Annotated in this window: 15 protein-coding genes; 7 read left to right on the plus strand and 8 right to left on the minus strand. The window is 41.1% G+C overall.

What is annotated here, in order from left to right:
- Positions 1-9 precede the first annotated feature (9 nt).
- Genes pgaB through DK428_RS06060 form a run of 3 tightly spaced genes read left to right on the plus strand, consistent with a single transcriptional unit; the run spans position 10 to position 3,449 of the window.
- Positions 10-1,908, plus strand: a complete 1,899-nt coding sequence (pgaB, locus tag DK428_RS06050) for a poly-beta-1,6-N-acetyl-D-glucosamine N-deacetylase PgaB (protein ID WP_109064567.1) — start codon at positions 10-12, stop codon at positions 1,906-1,908.
- Positions 1,909-1,917: 9 nt separating this feature from the next.
- A complete protein-coding gene (pgaC, locus tag DK428_RS06055; RefSeq protein ID WP_109064566.1) occupies positions 1,918-3,153 on the plus strand; it encodes a poly-beta-1,6-N-acetyl-D-glucosamine synthase in 1,236 nt (411 codons plus the stop codon).
- A gap of 2 nt (positions 3,154-3,155) precedes the next feature.
- Positions 3,156-3,449 (plus strand): HmsD, encoded by a 294-nt coding sequence (locus DK428_RS06060; RefSeq protein ID WP_109064565.1) that lies wholly within the window; start codon positions 3,156-3,158, stop codon positions 3,447-3,449.
- A 67-nt stretch (positions 3,450-3,516) separates the two neighbouring features.
- On the opposite strand, the gene DK428_RS06065 is transcribed toward DK428_RS06060, so the two are convergent.
- Both DK428_RS06065 and DK428_RS06070 read right to left on the minus strand, forming a co-directional pair.
- Positions 3,517-5,577 carry a TonB-dependent receptor plug domain-containing protein gene (locus tag DK428_RS06065; protein ID WP_109064564.1) on the minus strand — a complete coding sequence of 687 codons (2,061 nt, stop codon included), beginning with the start codon at positions 5,575-5,577 and terminating at the stop codon, positions 3,517-3,519.
- 1 nt (position 5,578) lies between these two features.
- Positions 5,579-6,076, minus strand: a complete 498-nt coding sequence (locus DK428_RS06070) for a hypothetical protein (protein WP_109064563.1) — start codon at positions 6,074-6,076, stop codon at positions 5,579-5,581.
- 159 nt (positions 6,077-6,235) lie between these two features.
- Here DK428_RS06070 and DK428_RS06075 point away from each other — a divergent pair, with 159 nt between their 5' ends.
- Genes DK428_RS06075 through DK428_RS06085 form a run of 3 tightly spaced genes read left to right on the plus strand, consistent with a single transcriptional unit; the run spans position 6,236 to position 8,999 of the window.
- Entirely contained in the window at positions 6,236-7,240 is a 1,005-nt protein-coding gene (locus DK428_RS06075) for an iron ABC transporter substrate-binding protein (protein ID WP_109064562.1), read from the plus strand.
- Positions 7,240-8,253 carry a FecCD family ABC transporter permease gene (locus tag DK428_RS06080; RefSeq protein WP_109064561.1) on the plus strand — a complete coding sequence of 338 codons (1,014 nt, stop codon included), beginning with the start codon at positions 7,240-7,242 and terminating at the stop codon, positions 8,251-8,253. The genes DK428_RS06075 and DK428_RS06080 overlap by 1 nt, the downstream gene beginning before the upstream one ends.
- Positions 8,250-8,999 (plus strand): ABC transporter ATP-binding protein, encoded by a 750-nt coding sequence (locus DK428_RS06085; RefSeq protein WP_109064560.1) that lies wholly within the window; start codon positions 8,250-8,252, stop codon positions 8,997-8,999. Before DK428_RS06080 ends, DK428_RS06085 begins: the two co-directional genes overlap by 4 nt.
- Positions 9,000-9,031: 32 nt before the next feature.
- Here DK428_RS06085 and uhpC read toward each other — a convergent pair whose 3' ends face one another.
- Positions 9,032-10,357: an MFS transporter family glucose-6-phosphate receptor UhpC gene (uhpC, locus tag DK428_RS06090; RefSeq protein ID WP_109064559.1), complete on the minus strand. Its 1,326-nt coding sequence runs from the start codon at positions 10,355-10,357 to the stop codon at positions 9,032-9,034.
- 204 nt (positions 10,358-10,561) lie between these two features.
- Between uhpC and pdxH the strand changes: the two genes are divergently transcribed.
- Positions 10,562-11,194 carry a pyridoxamine 5'-phosphate oxidase gene (pdxH, locus tag DK428_RS06095; protein WP_109064558.1) on the plus strand — a complete coding sequence of 211 codons (633 nt, stop codon included), beginning with the start codon at positions 10,562-10,564 and terminating at the stop codon, positions 11,192-11,194.
- 111 nt (positions 11,195-11,305) lie between these two features.
- Here pdxH and DK428_RS06100 read toward each other — a convergent pair whose 3' ends face one another.
- The 5 genes from DK428_RS06100 to DK428_RS06120 form a co-directional block, all read right to left on the minus strand.
- Positions 11,306-12,754, minus strand: coding sequence for a pentapeptide repeat-containing protein (locus DK428_RS06100; RefSeq protein ID WP_109064557.1), 1,449 nt, complete (start codon positions 12,752-12,754; stop codon positions 11,306-11,308).
- A gap of 45 nt (positions 12,755-12,799) precedes the next feature.
- The gene (locus DK428_RS06105; protein WP_109064556.1) at positions 12,800-14,113 is read right to left on the minus strand and encodes an ATP-binding protein; all 1,314 of its coding nucleotides are present in this window, start codon (positions 14,111-14,113) and stop codon (positions 12,800-12,802) included.
- A 271-nt stretch (positions 14,114-14,384) separates the two neighbouring features.
- The gene (locus DK428_RS06110) at positions 14,385-15,488 is read right to left on the minus strand and encodes a Gfo/Idh/MocA family protein (RefSeq protein ID WP_050692603.1); all 1,104 of its coding nucleotides are present in this window, start codon (positions 15,486-15,488) and stop codon (positions 14,385-14,387) included.
- A gap of 14 nt (positions 15,489-15,502) precedes the next feature.
- Positions 15,503-16,573, minus strand: a complete 1,071-nt coding sequence (locus tag DK428_RS06115) for a Gfo/Idh/MocA family protein (protein ID WP_109064555.1) — start codon at positions 16,571-16,573, stop codon at positions 15,503-15,505.
- Positions 16,566-17,273: a FadR/GntR family transcriptional regulator gene (locus DK428_RS06120; RefSeq protein ID WP_109064554.1), complete on the minus strand. Its 708-nt coding sequence runs from the start codon at positions 17,271-17,273 to the stop codon at positions 16,566-16,568. The genes DK428_RS06115 and DK428_RS06120 overlap by 8 nt, the downstream gene beginning before the upstream one ends.
- Positions 17,274-17,352 lie beyond the last annotated feature (79 nt).

Here is a 17,352-nt window from a genome sequence, read left to right on the forward strand (position 1 = left end):
GTGGGATTCATGAAAATTTTACAAAAATTAACACAATTTATTATTTTTACATTAGTTTTTTTAACCGGAACGGTGTTTGCGCAAGATCGTTACGCTGTGTTGGCCTATCATTCAGTAGTAGATGATACGGCGTCAAAAGAAGAAAAATATTATTTCCCGCAAACTATTTCCACAAATTTGTTAATTAGTCATTTTAATTGGTTGAAAGATAACGGTTATAACGTGGTAAGTTGGCAGCAAATTATTGACGCGGAAAATGGCAAAGGTACTTTGCCGGATCATGCCGTATTGCTCTCTTTTGATGATGGTTATGCCACCATGTATAACGTGATTTACCCGATCTTAAAAGCCTATAACTATCCTGCCGTATTTGCACCGGTTTCCAGCTGGTTAAATACACCGGTAACGAAGAAAATTCCTTATGCAAATACGTATCTTCCTCGTAGCGTTTTTGTGACTTGGGAACAAGTGAGTGAAATGGAAAAAAGCGGTTTAGTGGAAATTGCTTCACATACTCATGACTCCCATCATGGGGTGCGCGCTAATCCTGCAGGTAGTCAACTTCCGGCAGTTATTTCTCCGGAATATAAAAATAATAAATATGAGACTAAGGCTGAATACCGAAATCGTTTAGTACGTGATTTCACGCTTTCTTCTCAAAGCATTCAACGTGAAGTCGGCAAGAAACCACGCATTATGGTTTGGCCCTATGGTCAGTTTAACAATACTGCAGTCGACGTTGCTCGCGAAGTCGGCATGAGCCATCACTTTTCGTTAGGTGAAAAACTGATTAACAAAGTGGGCGATAAATATATCGGGCGTTTGTTAATTGACACGGAAACTGGCTTTTCGACTATTAAACATTATCTTGACGGTGTGAGTGATGAAGTAAAAATGCCACGTGTTGTGCATATTAAGTTAGATGACATTTACAACGTCGATAAAAAACAGCAAGCCAAAAATTTAGACGTCTTAATTGAACGGATTTACCGCTACGGCATTACGACCGTTTATTTGCAAGCCTATTCCGATGCTGATGGCGATGGCGTAGCAGATGCGTTGTATTTCCCAAATAGCTATTTGCCGATTAGAGACGATATTTTCAGTCAAATTTCATGGCAATTAAGAACTCGCGCTGAAGTTAAGGTATATGCTTGGATGCCGATATTGGCGTTTGATTTGCGAAATAGCGTAAAAGATGCCGAGTATATGGTGAATAGCCGCACTAATCAACCACGACTTTCTCCTTATAGCCGTAAGAATATTGAAATGATTAAGTCTATTTATAACGACTTATCGTTCCACGCCAAATTTGATGGCATTTTATTCAGTGATGATGCCTTCCTTAGTGATTTTGAAGGCATGTCGAGTCACGGTAATCAAAGTGCGGTTAATTTTGCAACTAAACAGAAAACCGATGATTTAATTAAGGTAACTGATCAGTTGGTGGAAGGGGTAAAACCGTATTTCTTGTTTGGTACAAATGCCTTAAGAACTGCGCGTAATATATATGCCTCGGTGATTACTGAGCCGAAAGCAGAGGCGTTGTTCGCACAAAATCTTAGCGTCTTATCCAAACACTATGACACGACGGTCATTATGGCGATGCCTTACACGGAACATGAACAAGATATTTCCGAGAGAGAAGCAAAAGCATGGTTTGAAACCTTGATTAATAATGTGAAAGCACAAGTACCATTGGATAAAGTACTCTTTGAGTTCCAAACTGTGAATGGGCACACACAAAAAGCAATTCCGGAAAGTGAGTTAATTAGTTGGATTCAGTTATTACAGAAACACAACATTTATAGTTATGGCTATTATCCGGATAACTTCTTGAAAGATCAGCCAAGCATTCAACAAATGCGTCCTTATATGTCGGTTAATACCAAAGCAGGTAAACCCTAAGGATAGATAATGAGCGTATTTGACACATTAAGTATATTTGTTTTCATGTACCCGGCCGGTATGGCAGTTTATTGGTTTATGGCCGGTGCTTGTTATTACCTATTAAAGGAAGGCAAGCTAAATGAACCGATTTCCCGCTATATGCCTGAACATGATGTGCCGATGATCAGTCTTATGGTGCCTTGTTATAACGAAGGTGACAACTTAGATGAATCGATCCCACACTTGTTACAACTGAGATATCCGAACTACGAGCTAATTTTTATTAATGACGGTAGTAAAGATAACACCGGTGAAATCATTGACCGATGGGCGGCGAAAGAAAAGAAAATCACTGCATTACACCAAGAAAATCAGGGCAAAGCGAGTGCGTTAAACCATGGTTTAACCATTGCCAAGGGGAAATACGTTGCCTGTATTGACGGGGATGCTGTGTTGGATTACTACGCATTGGATTACATGGTGCAAGCCTTAGAGAAAGATCCAAAATATGCTGCGACTACGGGCAATCCGCGTGTGCGTAATCGTAGTACGATCCTTGGACGCTTACAGGTGTCCGAATTTAGTTCCATCATTGGTTTAATTAAACGCGCGCAAGGTTTAATGGGAACCATCTTCACCGTTTCCGGCGTCTGTTGCTTATTCCGTAAAGATGTTATGGAAGAAATCGGCGGGTGGAGTACCAACATGATCACTGAGGACATTGATATCAGTTGGAAAATCCAGATTGCGGGTTACAACATCATGTACGAACCGCGTGCACTTTGTTGGGTGTTAATGCCGGAAAGCATGAAAGGGTTATACAAACAACGCTTACGTTGGGCGCAAGGTGGGGCTGAAACTATCATTAAATATTTCCCGAAAATTTGGCATTGGAAAAATCGCCGCTTATGGCCCATGTATATTGAATACTTTGTCACGGCTATCTGGGCAGTGCTTTGGGTATTATTTGCGATCTTTACTTTGGGACAAAAATTTATTTTCGGCATTGACATTCAAAACATGAGACTGTTTGAAACTAACATTTCAATTATGTTTTTTGCTTTCTTTTTACAATGTATTTTAAGTTTATATATCGACTCAAGATATGAAAGGGACCTGTTGCGTTATGGGCTATCCTGTATTTGGTATCCTTACGTTTATTGGCTATTAAATACGGTGACATTGTTGGTAGGTATTCCGAAGGCAATTTTTAGAAATAAATCTAAATTTGCCGTATGGACAAGCCCGGACAGAGGAGTATAGATATGTCTTCGTCAGATGAATTACAAAAATCCATGGTGATTGATAAAAGTAATCACCTCTCCTTTAAAATGCTTGCCAAAAACTTTATTTTGGATCTGCTGACTTGGGGATTATGGATATACAGTATTGCGTTTATTATCAAGTATGCAAAAGGTATTTTTACCCGTCCGATCTTAGAGGAATTTTTTTTCCACGACGTGGTTGGCCTTATGTTCCTCGCCGCCATTGTACTTGTGGTGGCCACATTTTTCTGGTCGATAATTTCTAAGGGAAGACGTCAGAAAGAGAGAAAATAAAAACAAAAAAGTGCGGTTAAAAAAATAATTAAATTTTTAACCGCACTTTTGTTATTAATTTCTAAAATCAGAAGCTATATTTCAAGTTAGAGAAATATACACGCCCTTCTTCCGGATAACCCGCCTGATAGTAATAGTTTTTATCAAACAGATTAGACACTCCTGCCTCCACACTGAATTGTTTCGTTACATCATAGATCACTTTTGCATTGGTGACACCAAAGGCGGAAAGTTTGACTAATTCGGCTTTTTTGCCGATGCCATCGGTGCTATAACGACCATGTTCCGCTTCTTGGCTGACATAGAGGGATAGGTTTGGCATGACTTTCCAATCCACATAAGCAAAGAATTTATGTTTTGGAATATTGCGAATGCTGTAGTTTGTGTTCATTTTGTTTTTCGCACGAGTGTAGGTGTAATTCGCACCGAACGTTAAGTTATCTGTCGCAAAAATAGTCGCCGCAAGTTCTACGCCTTTAAAGACTTCTTTGCCATAGTTGACATTTTTTTCCATACCGTTTTTTTGTTTCACCGGTTCAATGGCATCTTTGACTTCAGAATAGAATAAAGCACCATCTAATCGTAGCCAATCACCAAAAGTTCGCATATAACTGGTTTCATAGTGATATGCCGCTTCAGGGCCTAGGTATGGATTCGGTTCGGTAGAGCCAAATCGACGTGAATAACGATCTTTCATGGTTGGGAAACGCGTTTTTTTAGCGAAACCAAGGGTGAATTCGTCATTTTGATCGAAACTATGTACTAATTTGAGTTGGTAGTTGAACGCATTTTTATTACCAACATTAAATGGGCAAAGCGCATTGGTGGTGCCTAGGCTCTCACATCGATTTTCACTTTCATAACTTTCCGCACGTTTTGCTTCACGGTGATCAAAACTGACACCTGTAATCAGTTTGGTTTGCTCCGAGAAGGTATGCGTGTTTTCTAATCCGAAGCTGTATGTTCTGTCTTTGCTTGTTTCAACCGGATCAAAGCGATTGTATTTAGGATATTCGGTGTGACCACGATGCACATCGAATTTTGCAATAGAGGAGAATTTAATCAGATCTTTTTCGGTTAAATTACCGCCTAATTCAATGCCTACACCATAAGAATAATCTCTGTAATAGCTGTCTCCATTTTTAATGGATTTTCTGGGTCTAATGTTTAATGTTTGTGTGCTAAATGTCGCATCGTCAAAGCTAGAAAGTTTATTTTTAAATGTGTCGTAGAACACTTTTGTATTCAGATACAAGTTGTGGGAATCAAATTGCGTATGGGATAAGAAATAAATGCTGTCTTTATTCCATTCCGGCCAACGCCAGTAACGATCTTGGGAATTTTTATTTGCACCGGAATATAAGGGTTGCTGTTTATTGCCTTTTTGGGTGGAAAGTACCAATGCATATTCATCGGTCGTATTTGGGGTAAATGCCATTTTTAAGCTGAGTTTTTTATCCCGTTGTACCGAGTTTTCCGCACGGCCGCCATCATCGCCTTTGGGATTGATTTGATGATAATGTTTAGAAAGCTGTAAACCTTGTTTTTCTACAAAAGAGCCACTTAATTGTGCGTAGAAATATTCTTGTTTTGTGCCTAAGTTAAAATAAGTTTGGTTTGTACCGGTATCACCGCTGCGACCATGAGCGAAACCGTAACCGATTGTGCCTTCAAAGAGTTGAGTTGGTTTCTGGGTAATCAGGTTTACCGCACCGCCCAACGTATTGGCACCATATAAGACGGAACTTGCGCCTTTGGAAATATCCATGCGGGACAAATCAAAGGTAGTAAAACGACCGATGTCCATATTGCCGTCATAAGGCACATACACCGGAACACCGTCGATAAAGATTGGTACACGGCGGGCATCAAAACCACGTACTAACAAATTATGTTCACTGCGCGCCCCGCTACGTTCTAAAAATACGCCCGGTGTGGTTTTCGCCACATCAGAAACGCGAATTTGGTTGTTTTTTTGTAAGTCCGTCTGATTAATACGGGTGGTGCTTAAATCCGTCGATTTATCGGCAATCACCTCAATTTGCCCAAGCGTAAAAACCTCTTCGGCATACGCGGTTGTGCAAGCCATGGCAATGGCAATGGCAGTGCAAAGTAATGTTTTTTTCATCTTAATGTCCTTTTAAGTTTAGATTCGATAGGGGTGGCGTAAAGCGAAGTTTCAGCGCAATCGTAGCGGCAGCAAAAATCTTCTCGTCGTTATGCGGAAAATTTTGCCGCAAAGTGCGGTGAATATTTTTTACGTTTATTTTCCCTGCCACCAATTCTTGTTGTAGCGTGGCTAAATTCAGGTTTAATTGCTCGGCAATTTGCACAATGGAAAAATGCTCAAAGGTCATGATCAGACGATCTAAATTGCAATAACTCGGATAGCGATTGCGTAGCACCAAATCGGCAAATTGTGTATTGATTTTCACCAGTTTATTTTTACGGTTTAGCATGTGTAATAACAAACCGGCAACCAGCAATAGGGCAAAGCTAATATGAACGTTAAGTAATGAGTCTATCGGCCAACCCCAAAGTAGCCCCACGCCACTTATCACCACACACAGCAAACTGATAATTAGCACGCACAACAGCAAAAATTTGTAAATAACCTCAAACTTCATGATCTTTATCCAATAGAGTTAAGGGAAAATATAACGATATATATTGATAGCTATAGCGTAATTATTCTAGCAAATTTCAGGTTATATATTCAAAAATATATCGGGTTTTAGTAGAATTCAAAACGTTATTTTTTATGACCGCACTTTTAAGGATTGATGATGAAAAAATGGTTTGGGTTATTTCTTGCTCTCTTTTTTGCTCATTCTGTGTTGGCAGAAAATACGCCTACGATATTTTGGGCGGGAGAGCTTCCGCCTGTGCAAAAGATTGACAAAGTCTTAAGCGCGGGTAATCCGAGTGACGTGTTATTGCTATCGGTCGCGCCACAGAAAATGGTGGGACTGGCAGGCTTTAACATGGCATCGCAAGGTGGCAAGTTATTTCCTGCTGAACAACAAGCGTTGCCGACAATAGGCAAAATTGCCGGCAAGGGTAGCACGCTTTCTGCGGAAAAAATCGTGGCGTTGCAGCCGAATTTGATTATTGATGTGGGGAATGTCACGCCGAATTATATTGACCAAGCTAAGCGTATTTTTGCCCAGACCGGCGTACCTTATCTATTATTAGACGGCAGACTTTCTACCACGCCAAATACCTTGCGTGAATTGGGAAAATGGTTGGGCGTGGAACAATTAACGGAACAGCAAGCACAATATGCGGAAGAAACCTTAAAAAGTGCGGTCGATTTTTCCGCTGTTTTACAACAAACTGCTTACTTGGCGCGCAGCGCCGATGGCTTACAAACCGGGCAAAAAGGGTCTATTCATACTGAAGCCATGGAGTTGGTGGGGTTGCGGAATGTAGTGGAAGGGGAATACAAAGGCTTAACGCAAGTGTCTATGGAGCAGTTGTTGCTTTGGAATCCCGACATCATTCTGACGCAATACGCCGAATTTTTCCAAACCATCAAAAATAATCCGCAATGGAGCCAATTAAGTGCGGTGAAAAATCAGCGCGTTTTTTTCATTCCTAACCAGCCGTTCGGTTGGCTCGATTCACCGCCAAGTTTGAATCGCTTGCTTGGCGTGCGTTGGTTACAACATTTGCTAAGCAACAAGCCGATGGCAGACTTCGCGCCGGAAGTGCAGCGTTTTTATAAATTGTTCTACCACATTGATTTGACAACAGCACAGGCAGAACAACTGCTGAAACAAGGACAATAATGCAACAATTTATCCAACGTTCCCCACGAATTTTCTTTTTGCTACTGATTGCACTGTTAATCGGCAGTATTTTGTTTGCCTTGAATGTGGGTAAATTTCCCATTTCACCAAGCCAATTATGGCAAACAGTAGTCTGTTCATGGGATTCGCAATGTAACGCCGATTCACCGATTCACACCGTGTTATGGCAAATTCGTTCTCCGCGCATTGTGGTGGCATGTTTAGTGGGGGCGGCGTTGGCTTGTGCGGGGGCAACCTATCAAGGCATGTTTAAAAATCCATTAGTTTCACCGGATATTTTGGGTGTATCTGCGGGAGCAGGATTGGGCGCATCCTTAGCGATTTTTTACAGTTTGCCGATGTTTTACATTCAGCTTTTTGCTTTTCTTGGTGGTATTTCTGCGGTCTTTTGTGTCTCGCTCATTGCTTCTCGCAGTAAAGATCAAGACCCGATTTTGGTTTTAGTCCTTGCCGGCATTGCCATTGGCTCTTTGCTTGGTGCGGGCATTTCATTATTAAAAATCCTCGCCGATCCGTTTACTCAACTGCCTTCCATCACGTTTTGGTTGCTCGGCAGTTTAACCGCCATCACACCGAAAGATGTGCTGCAACTGGCACCGATTTTAATGCTTGGCATGGCACCGTTATTTTTATTGCGTTGGCGTTTAAATTTGCTTTCGTTGGAAGAGGAAGAGGCGCGCAGTTTAGGTGTGCCGATTAAAGCTACCCGTTACATTTTGATTATTTTCACCACCATTTGCACCGCAAGTGCGGTGTCGATTACAGGCATTATCGGTTGGGTCGGATTGCTCGTGCCACACATTGCCCGCTTGTTGGTGGGGGCGAATTTTATTTTGCTGTTGCCAACCTCTTTGTTGCTTGGTGCAAGTTTTCTGTTATTAACGGACACCTTGGCTCGTACCATTGCCGGCATTGAACTGCCTCTTGGTATTCTCACTTCTGCGTGTGGCGCGCCGTTCTTTCTTTATTTGTTATTGCGGGGCAGACGATGAATTTGATCGAAACCCATGATTTAGCCATTGGTTACGGCAACAACGTTTTAATAAATAACATCAATTTCTGTCTAAAGGAAAAACAAATTTGTTGTTTATTGGGGGCTAATGGGGCAGGAAAGAGTACCTTTTTGAAAACCTTGCTTGGTTTGCAACCGGCATTACAAGGCGAAGTTTATTGGCAACAAGAGCCGCTTTCTGCTTATACACCGGCGGAATTGGCGCGCAATATTGCCTATGTGCCACAAGCGCACCAACATTTGTTCCCGTTTTTAGTGCAGGACATGGTGTTGATGGGGCGCTCAGCCTTTTTGAAGTGGTATCAAACGCCAAAAGCGGAAGATAAAGAATTGGCACTGTCAGCGCTTGCCGATTTACAAATCGAACATCTTGCCAATCGTTATTATCCTGAATTGAGCGGGGGAGAGAAACAACTTGTGCTCATTGCTCGTGCTATTGCACAGCAAGCCAAATTGTTGGTGATGGATGAGCCTACCGCAAGCCTCGATTTTGGCAACCAAATTCGTGTGTTGGAAAAAATCAAACAGCTGCAAGTGCAAAATATCGCCTTGCTCATTACTACCCATAATCCACAACAGGCCATGTATTTGGCAGAAAATATTTTATTGCTTGATCAAGAATATGGTTTCCAACAGGACTCGCAGGAACGGCTATTGACCCTAGAAAACTTAGCCAAAATCTACCGCACTTCTGTGCCACAATTGGCTCAGCATTTGAATTTTTAAGGGCGGTTCTTTTGACCGCCCTTTATCCTAATTTATCCTTTCAATTTATTCTTACGACGTTGTAAGAAATAGACTAAGACCAATAATAACGCACAGCCTAAAGAGACGATAAATAAGCTACCGAAGAAACCGTTCCAGTGGAAGGATTGAATAATCCATGCCAACGGCGCACCGGCCGCGGCTGCACCGATATAGGCAAATAAGCTCACAAACCCGGTGGAGGAACCGGAAGCATATTTGTGGGAGTTTTCAGCGGCTGCCATCGCAATTAGGAATTGCGGTCCGAAAATAAAGAAACCCATTAAGAAGAACAGACCATTGATAATAATAGGATTATCGCTTGGGACAAACCACAAGGCGAGAGACACGGAGATAATACCTAACACATAAATAATGTTCATTTGAGTACGGTTGCCTTGGAAAAACTTATCGGAGCCCCAACCGGCAAATAATGCACCCAAGAAACCGCCCACTTCAAAGAAGCTAACTGCCACATTGGCTTTTAATAAATCATAGCCGTGGGTTTCGGTTAAATATAAATTACCCCAGTCGTTAATGCCCGTACGGATAATGTAAATAAAGCACCAAGAGAACGCAAGCGCCCAAATTATGCCGTTTTTGAACACATAGGTTTTCAAAATTTCCCAGCTTGATAAGCCAACGCCTTCGCTTTCGTGCTCTTTTTCGGCAATGTCGTTACGCCATTCGCCAACAGTCGGTAAGCCCATGGAAGCAGGACGGTCGCGCAACAGGAAGCACAGGGCGAAACCGACCACACAGGCGATGATTCCCGGCACGATCATACCGTAGCGCCAACCCCAATAGAGCGTTATTGCACCGGCGAGCAACGGAATCAACGCACCGCCGAGGTTGTGTGAGGTGTTCCAAATCGCCCACCATAGGCCCCGCTCATTGCGTGAATACCATGTGTTTAGAATCTTAGAACAAGGTGGCCACCCCCAGCCTTGGAAGAAGGCATTAATCATCCAAAGGGTAATGAACACAAACACCGAGGAACTCAAACCGAATAGGATATTCACCACACCGGTCATCATCAAACCGATCCCCATAAAGTAGCGCGGGTTTGAGCGGTCGCCTAATACGCCCGATAAGAATTTAGAAACACCGTAAGTCAAATAAAACGCCGTGCCCATGATCCCGATGTCGGATTTTTGCAACCCCAAATCCGTCAACATCGCCGGCATCACGAAGTTAAAACTCTTTCGCGTAAAATAAAATATCGCATAACCGATGTAACTGGTAATCATCAGGTGCATACGCCAATAACGATATGTTTTGTCAATTTCCTCTTTGCTTTTCGTTACCGGTAAATCCGGTGGGATACTAAAAATGCCCATTGTTTTCTCCTCTCTTCTATGATTTAAGTAACAAAATCGATTTTGCGAGTATAGTGCAAAATAAATACAAAAAAGGTGACATAGCTCAACAAACACCTAGAAAGCGGTATTATTTGCAGATGAATAAGTTGTTTATATGCATTTATTGAGATTTTGCTATAGTTAACCTATTCATGCTGGCAGATAATGAGTTAAGGAGACACAATGGACTTACATAACATTCGTGAAGAATATCGCAAGAAAGTGCTTTCCCAACAGGAATGCAACGTTAATCCTATCATACAATTTGAACATTGGCTGGATGACGCCATCAAAGCGCAGGTTAACGAACCTACCGGCATGAACCTTGCCACCATCAACGAAAACGGGCGACCGAGCAGTCGCATGGTGTTATTAAAAGAAGTAAACGCGCAAGGTTTTGTATTTTTTACCAACTATCACAGCCGCAAGGGACTGGCTATTGAACAACATCCTTTTGTCGCCTTAACCTTCTTCTGGCCGGAATTGGAACGCTCCGTGCGCATTGAAGGCAAGGCGGAAAAAATCCCTGCCGAACAATCCGATGCCTACTTCGCCAGTCGGCCATACACCAGTCGCATCGGCGCTTGGGCAAGTGAACAAAGTGCGGTCATTTCCGGCTACAAATCGTTAATCGCCAAAGCCGCACTTATCGCCGCCCAACATCCGCTCAACGTCCCCCGCCCACCTCACTGGGGCGGCTACCTCGTCACCCCCGACCGCATCGAATTCTGGCAAGGCAGACCCAGCCGCCTACATGACAGAATTTGTTATTTGTTAGAAAACGGGGAATGGAAGAAAGTGAGACTGTCACCGTAGAAACGCTAGAAAAAATGACCGCACTTTTGAGGGAAAGTGCGGTGAGATTTTTGGGTGAAGTATTAATGTCGTTGATCGCGCCACTGCCTAGGCTAGTATTTATACCAAGAGCTAATCATATTTTTCTAAAGATATAGTCCAATGAGGGTTAAATTCATTGGTTTTATCAATATCAATTTCGTAACCATAAATATCATTTTCAAAGCTGTATAAGCTACCGTAGTTTTGTTCAAAATATATTTTATAGCGTATATTATTAGTTGTTTTTGTTGCAATTAAGGAAACAATCCAGTTATTTTTGAGAAACTCTTGATTTGCACCTAATGTTACTTCTATATGTTCGCTTTGAACGATAAATGCACAAAAACAACATCCACTCCATAGATTATCTGGATACTCTACAGTTCCTAGTTTTCCATAAATCATTTGAGAAAAATCCGTATCAACTAAATTTGCACATGTTACATCTGCTTCAACTAAGCTATCCATTGACATTATGCATTCTTGGAAATTCGCCTCTCTTAACGATGCTCCCCAGAAATTTACATTATCCAATTCTAGTTTATTAAATATAAAGTGATCTAAGTTTGCTGCTTGCAGTTTTAAGCCTGATAGATTTAATTTTTCACCATTATTTTTTCTTAAGAATAAACATTTTAACTTATTTTTATCTAGACCGATGAGATTAAAATCCATGCCGGCTAAACATAATTCATTTGTACTATTGATATGTTTAATTAAATTATCTCCACCATCTGATAGTAATACATAGGTTATAGCAATACCTAGGTTACTATGTCCATTTTCTTTTAACTTATTCAATATTTCTTTAAAACGGATTTTATCTCTATTAGTATCTTGGTTAAGTTGAAAGTAGTGGCTTTCAATTCCTATACTATAAAGTTCTTTTATAAGTTTTTGTTGTAGTGCTAACCAAGATGAAATTAATAGATTAAAAGCAGGTAGCCTAAAATCAACGCCTCTTTCTCCTCTATAAAATGGCAGTAAGTTATAAATTGCTGCTATTTGCAATCCTACCGCTCCCTCTTGTTTACTATGTGTTGTTAATAATAAATTTTGAGGCTCGGTATATTCTAGAGTTTTTTCAGTTTCTTTTTCTGAACTAGATAAAGATGATTTTTCTTTTATAATAACTTTACTTTCAATCAGATGACTTCCACTGATCCATTCTGCAAGTTTTTGGAACTCTTTAAGATTTGTGTCTTTTCTAGCATTTTCTATCTGATGGGACGAATTTTTATCCCTAAAGTACCAAATTATAAAAGCGATAGGAGATGAGATAACTAATGTAAACAGCGTCCAGAAACCACTTGAGCTTATGAGTTTATCTTCATCTAATTGAAGTAGTGATATAAATCCTTTTACATTTAGCAGGATAATTAATGAGATACAGGATGTTAGCAAAACTTTTACTGCATTATTAGTTTTTTTACAGAAGTATTTTATATCTGAGGACAGAGTTAATAACCATTGCTTTAATTTAGTGAGTTCAAGTTTGTATTTATCTAAGAGTCTTTTTATATAACTTTTACTATTCATAGTTTTTCCTTAAGTTTATTTATGTAAATCATTATAGTTAGTAAGTCACTTACTCATATTAGGATTATCATGAATAATATTTACTCCATACAACGGTACATTCACCACCCAATCCTGTTCCTTATAATCCGCCATGGAAAACCGTAAGGCGCGTTTCGGTTGAAATTGATCCACATAGACTTTTAAACTCTTCGCTTTCAAATTTTCTTCGGCTTTGACTTCGATTGGGGTGACGTCTTGTCCTTGTTGTAGCACAAAATCCACTTCTGCAGTGCCTTTTTCCGTGGCCCAGTAGAATACGGGATTATTTTGTAGCACTAAGAGTTGTTGCAGAATATATTGCTCTGTGAGGGCACCTTTGAATTCGGTGAATAGGCGGTTGCCTTCCAATAACACGGTTGGATCTAAGTAGCTTTGCGCTGCGAGTAAGCCCACATCCAAGCTGAATAATTTGAAGGCGTTGTCTTGGTAGGCAGTGAGCGGTAAATGTGGTTTTTTAATGCGTGGCACGGCGTGTACCAAACCGCTGTCTTTCAGCCATTGCAGAGCAATTTCATAATCCTTGCTACGCGCGCCTTTTTGCAGTTGGGAATAGACGAATTTTTTATTTTCTTTCGCCAGTTGTTCCGGAATGTTGTTCCACAGTGCACGTACCCGTTGCACAGTTTGGCCATCACGAATATGTTTGGAAATGTCCTGTTCGTATGCCATTAATAAATTACGCTGTACTTGGCGTACATCATTTAGATTTTGCGTTTCCACAAAGGTTTTCACTGCCTCCGGCATACCGCCCACGAAATAATACTGGCGCAGTAAATCTATGTAAGTGGATTTCATTGCGTTGATTAACGCCCAATCCCGCATTTCCAGTAATTGCACGAGATCCTGTTTTCCCATAGCAAGTAAAAACTCGCGGAAATCCATAGGATAAATGGGCATAAAATCCACTTTCCCCACAGGGAAGGAAGCTTGATGATGGAGAGAGACTCCAAGCAATGAGCCGGCAGCAACAATATAAAAGTGTGGTGCGTTTTCATAAAAATATTTGAGGGAGGAAAGCGCTTGTGGAACTTCTTGGACTTCATCAAAAATGATCAGCGTGTTTTCTGCCTGAATATCTACTCCACTTTCGATTTTTAAGCCGAGGATGAGACGGTCGATATTGTAGTCGCCTTCGAATAGCGTTTTCATGCGTGGATTATTATCGAAGTTGATATAAGCAACTTGGTCAAAGGCGTGCTCACCGAAATGCTTCATTACCCAAGTTTTACCTACTTGCCGTGCGCCTTGAATAATTAATGGTTTGCGATTTGGCTTAGTTTTCCATTGCTGCAATAAATCTAAAATATAGCGTTTCATCATTGATCCTCCCATTCAATTTCTCGTTATTCTAACGTAGCCTTTACATTTTTTCTAAGGAAAAAATGTGCAACTAACACACTTTTTCCAACGAAAAAATGTCATTTCGCCACACTTTTTATAAGGAAAGTAAAAATACACAAAAAAATAACCGCACTTGGAGTGGAAGTGCGGTCACTAAAAAGTGTGTTTTTAATGTCAGCCATGTTGACAACCCTAGCAGGGTAAGAAAATCACAAGGTGATTTAAACGTATTTTTGTTGTTCTAAAATTAGTTCAGAATTTCGGATAAGGCCACCTTTCTGTTTTCATAACGGGAGCGGGTGCAGGCATCTGCTGTAGCGATGGCGGCACGGGCGGCTTCACCGGTGAGTAATTTTTCAAATTCTTTGGTTGGTTTCATACCGTGCATAATGTCGTTGAGGTATTTCATTTCTTTTTTCATGATGGAGCTCAACCACATTGGCGTGCGTTTGCCCGGTTTGCCGTATTGAATGGCGCCGTCCATTTCCGTGCTGTTATAAATGCGGGTACGGTCGTCGTCTTCTTCTTGGCTTTCGTGAATGAGGAAATAGGTGTCTTTGCCATCGACACGCAGTGTGCCTTTAGTGTTGTACATATCAAGTTTGATGGCGCCTTTTTCTCCTTGAATAAGCACATAATGCTCGCCCCAACGGAAGGCAGAACCCCATTCTAAAACGGCGAAACGATTGTCATCAAATTCCATATTGACGAAGATCATGTCATCTTCATCGCCAAATTTTTCCCCTTTATGGGCGACGTTAGCCGCTGTCATGGTAACGGTTTTTGGCATGCCCCCCATAATGAACTGCACGCAATCCAATTCATGAATGTGATGGTATAAATGACCGCCGGATTTTTCACGAATTTTTTTCCATGAAATGGTTGGTTGTTCTTCTTCCCAACCGTTACGTGCAGTGTGGCAATAAAGCACTTTACCGATAACGCCTTGGTTGATCAGTTCTTTGGCATGATGAACACCATTAAAGAAATTCATCACATGGCCTGCCATAAACGTCACGCCGTTTTCTTCACAGGCGCGCACCATTTCGTCGCAATCTTGGTAGCTTAAAGCAATCGGTTTTTCGCAGAAAACATGTTTTTTGTTTTTTGCGGCGAGTAAAACGGGTTCTTTATGTAAATAATTCGGGGTGGCGACGATAACACAATCAACATCAGGTGAACTGACCAATTCTTCTAATGATGTTGCCGCAACACAATTTAATTCTTTTGCAATGGTTGCGCCATTTTCAGGGTCAAACACCATAGTGATTCGCGCATCTTCCTGTTCATTCATGAAACGGGCCAATTCTGCGCCAAAATATCCTACACCAACAACGCCATACTTAATCATGATAGACTCCTTGTTTAGTTTGTAAGTGAAACTTGTTTTTCTACGATCATGGAATGTTTAGCGGCTTCCGCCACTTGGATGGCTTCCGCTAAACAGGTGCTTAACGGGCTGATTTGTCCTTTTGTTAAGTGTGCCACGATGCTTACTGCTTCAATTTCGGCGGCGCGACTAAGCCATAACGGGCAGAGGGTATGTGTCGCGTTATACTGCTGAATGCCTTTCGCACTTTCCCTTAAGGATAAATCAGGCTCGAATTCTTCATATAAATCAAAATGTTCAATGGTTTCATTGAGGTAATTAAAAATAACGGTGGAGGTAAAGAAGTTTACTTCAATGACGCCTTTTTCCCCATGAATTTGAATGCCCCATTGATGTAAGCGATAGGCCGTGCCCATTTCCAGTGAGCCGAGAATACCGTTTTTAAAACGAAGCAATAATTGAATGACATCTCGGCTATCCGGCGTGTCTTGGTGCGCCCGATTAGCCGATTGAGCATAAACCGCTTCGATGTCGCCCAATAACCAACACAATAAATCCAATTCGTGAATTTGGTGGACGAGCTCACCTCCGGTTAAATTGGCATCCAGTTTCCACCATTCTTTATTCGGGACATTGTCAATCCAACGCTGTCTCATGGCGCGAACAACGGTAATCTTGCCGAGTTTTTGTTGTGCTAATGCGTCTTTTACTTTTAATAATCCGGGTAATGTGCGTAATAAATGGCCAACAAAAATGTGCTTATTTTTTTCTTGGGCCAAATGTAATAGTTGTTGGCAGTGCGAGGCGCTTAAGGCAAATGGTGTTTCGATAAAAATATGGCAATTTGCATTAAGGCAAAGTACAGCAGGAGCATAATGCGCATAATTCGGGGTGGCGATAATCACCAGATCAGGCTGACAAGCGGCAAGCATTTCTTCTACGCTCAGGAATGTTGTGCCGCCATATTGTTCGGCTATGGATTGCGCTAAAGTCGGGTTAATGTCTGTTGTCGCAATTAATTTTGCATTGGCTTTATGAAATGCTGCGGCTAATTGCGTACCAAAAAAACCACAACCGATAAGGGCGATATTTAAACCGTTACTCATGTTTTCCTCCTTGTGCCAAACGCTGTCTAATTCCTTGAAAATATTGCAATATTGCCTGTTGCATACGCACCAAATCATGGGCTTCAATGGCATCAACTAATTCTCGGTGTTGCATTGCCAGTTTTTCCGGGGTTAAAACCAGCGGCGGAAGTCCTTTTTCAACTTGTTGATAAATCTCACAAAAGGCATCCAAATATTGAATTAATAACGGATTATTTAGCGGTTCATAAATTTGCAAATGGATGCGATATTCTTCTTTCGGGGAAAATTTTTGTTCCCGAGCGTTTTTCTCCATGTTGGCTACATGCTTTTGCAAAAGTGCGGTCTGTTCCGGCGTTATTTTTGCCAACACCATCGGCGCAAAGCCATATTCCAGAATTTCCCGAATATCTAAAATATTGAACAGTTGATTTAAGTCATTATGCAAATTTAATTGTGTGTGAAAGCCCAATCCTCTGATCATCGGAATTAAAGAGGGTTCGCTAACGAAAGTGCCGATGCCATGACGAATATCTAAAATGTGTAAGGCTTCAAGTGATTTAATCGCCTCGCGCAAACTTGAACGACTGACACCAAGTTGATCAATCAATTCGTTTTCTGTCGGCATTAAGTCACCGGATTTTAGATTCTGCTTAATTATCAGCGTCTTAATCTTATCTTGTAAGACAAGACTGGCTTCTTTCTTATTATTTCCTTTCATTTCTCACCTATTTTGTAAAACTGTGATCAAGCTCTCATTCTCTTTTGTTGACATAAGACATCATACATCCTATCTTTTC

It is taken from the genome of Aggregatibacter kilianii, assembly GCF_003130255.1.
Lineage (GTDB): Bacteria > Pseudomonadota > Gammaproteobacteria > Enterobacterales > Pasteurellaceae > Aggregatibacter > Aggregatibacter kilianii.

Coding starts and splice junctions, on each gene's coding strand:
- pgaB (WP_109064567.1), top strand. CDS start 10: ATGAAAATTTTACAAAAATTAACACAATTTATTATTTTTACATTAGTT.
- pgaC (WP_109064566.1), top strand. CDS start 1,918: ATGAGCGTATTTGACACATTAAGTATATTTGTTTTCATGTACCCGGCC.
- DK428_RS06060 (WP_109064565.1), top strand. CDS start 3,156: ATGTCTTCGTCAGATGAATTACAAAAATCCATGGTGATTGATAAAAGT.
- DK428_RS06065 (WP_109064564.1), bottom strand. CDS start 5,577: ATGAAAAAAACATTACTTTGCACTGCCATTGCCATTGCCATGGCTTGC.
- DK428_RS06070 (WP_109064563.1), bottom strand. CDS start 6,076: ATGAAGTTTGAGGTTATTTACAAATTTTTGCTGTTGTGCGTGCTAATT.
- DK428_RS06075 (WP_109064562.1), top strand. CDS start 6,236: ATGAAAAAATGGTTTGGGTTATTTCTTGCTCTCTTTTTTGCTCATTCT.
- DK428_RS06080 (WP_109064561.1), top strand. CDS start 7,240: ATGCAACAATTTATCCAACGTTCCCCACGAATTTTCTTTTTGCTACTG.
- DK428_RS06085 (WP_109064560.1), top strand. CDS start 8,250: ATGAATTTGATCGAAACCCATGATTTAGCCATTGGTTACGGCAACAAC.
- uhpC (WP_109064559.1), bottom strand. CDS start 10,357: ATGGGCATTTTTAGTATCCCACCGGATTTACCGGTAACGAAAAGCAAA.
- pdxH (WP_109064558.1), top strand. CDS start 10,562: ATGGACTTACATAACATTCGTGAAGAATATCGCAAGAAAGTGCTTTCC.
- DK428_RS06100 (WP_109064557.1), bottom strand. CDS start 12,754: ATGAATAGTAAAAGTTATATAAAAAGACTCTTAGATAAATACAAACTT.
- DK428_RS06105 (WP_109064556.1), bottom strand. CDS start 14,113: ATGAAACGCTATATTTTAGATTTATTGCAGCAATGGAAAACTAAGCCA.
- DK428_RS06110 (WP_050692603.1), bottom strand. CDS start 15,488: ATGATTAAGTATGGCGTTGTTGGTGTAGGATATTTTGGCGCAGAATTG.
- DK428_RS06115 (WP_109064555.1), bottom strand. CDS start 16,573: ATGAGTAACGGTTTAAATATCGCCCTTATCGGTTGTGGTTTTTTTGGT.
- DK428_RS06120 (WP_109064554.1), bottom strand. CDS start 17,273: ATGAAAGGAAATAATAAGAAAGAAGCCAGTCTTGTCTTACAAGATAAG.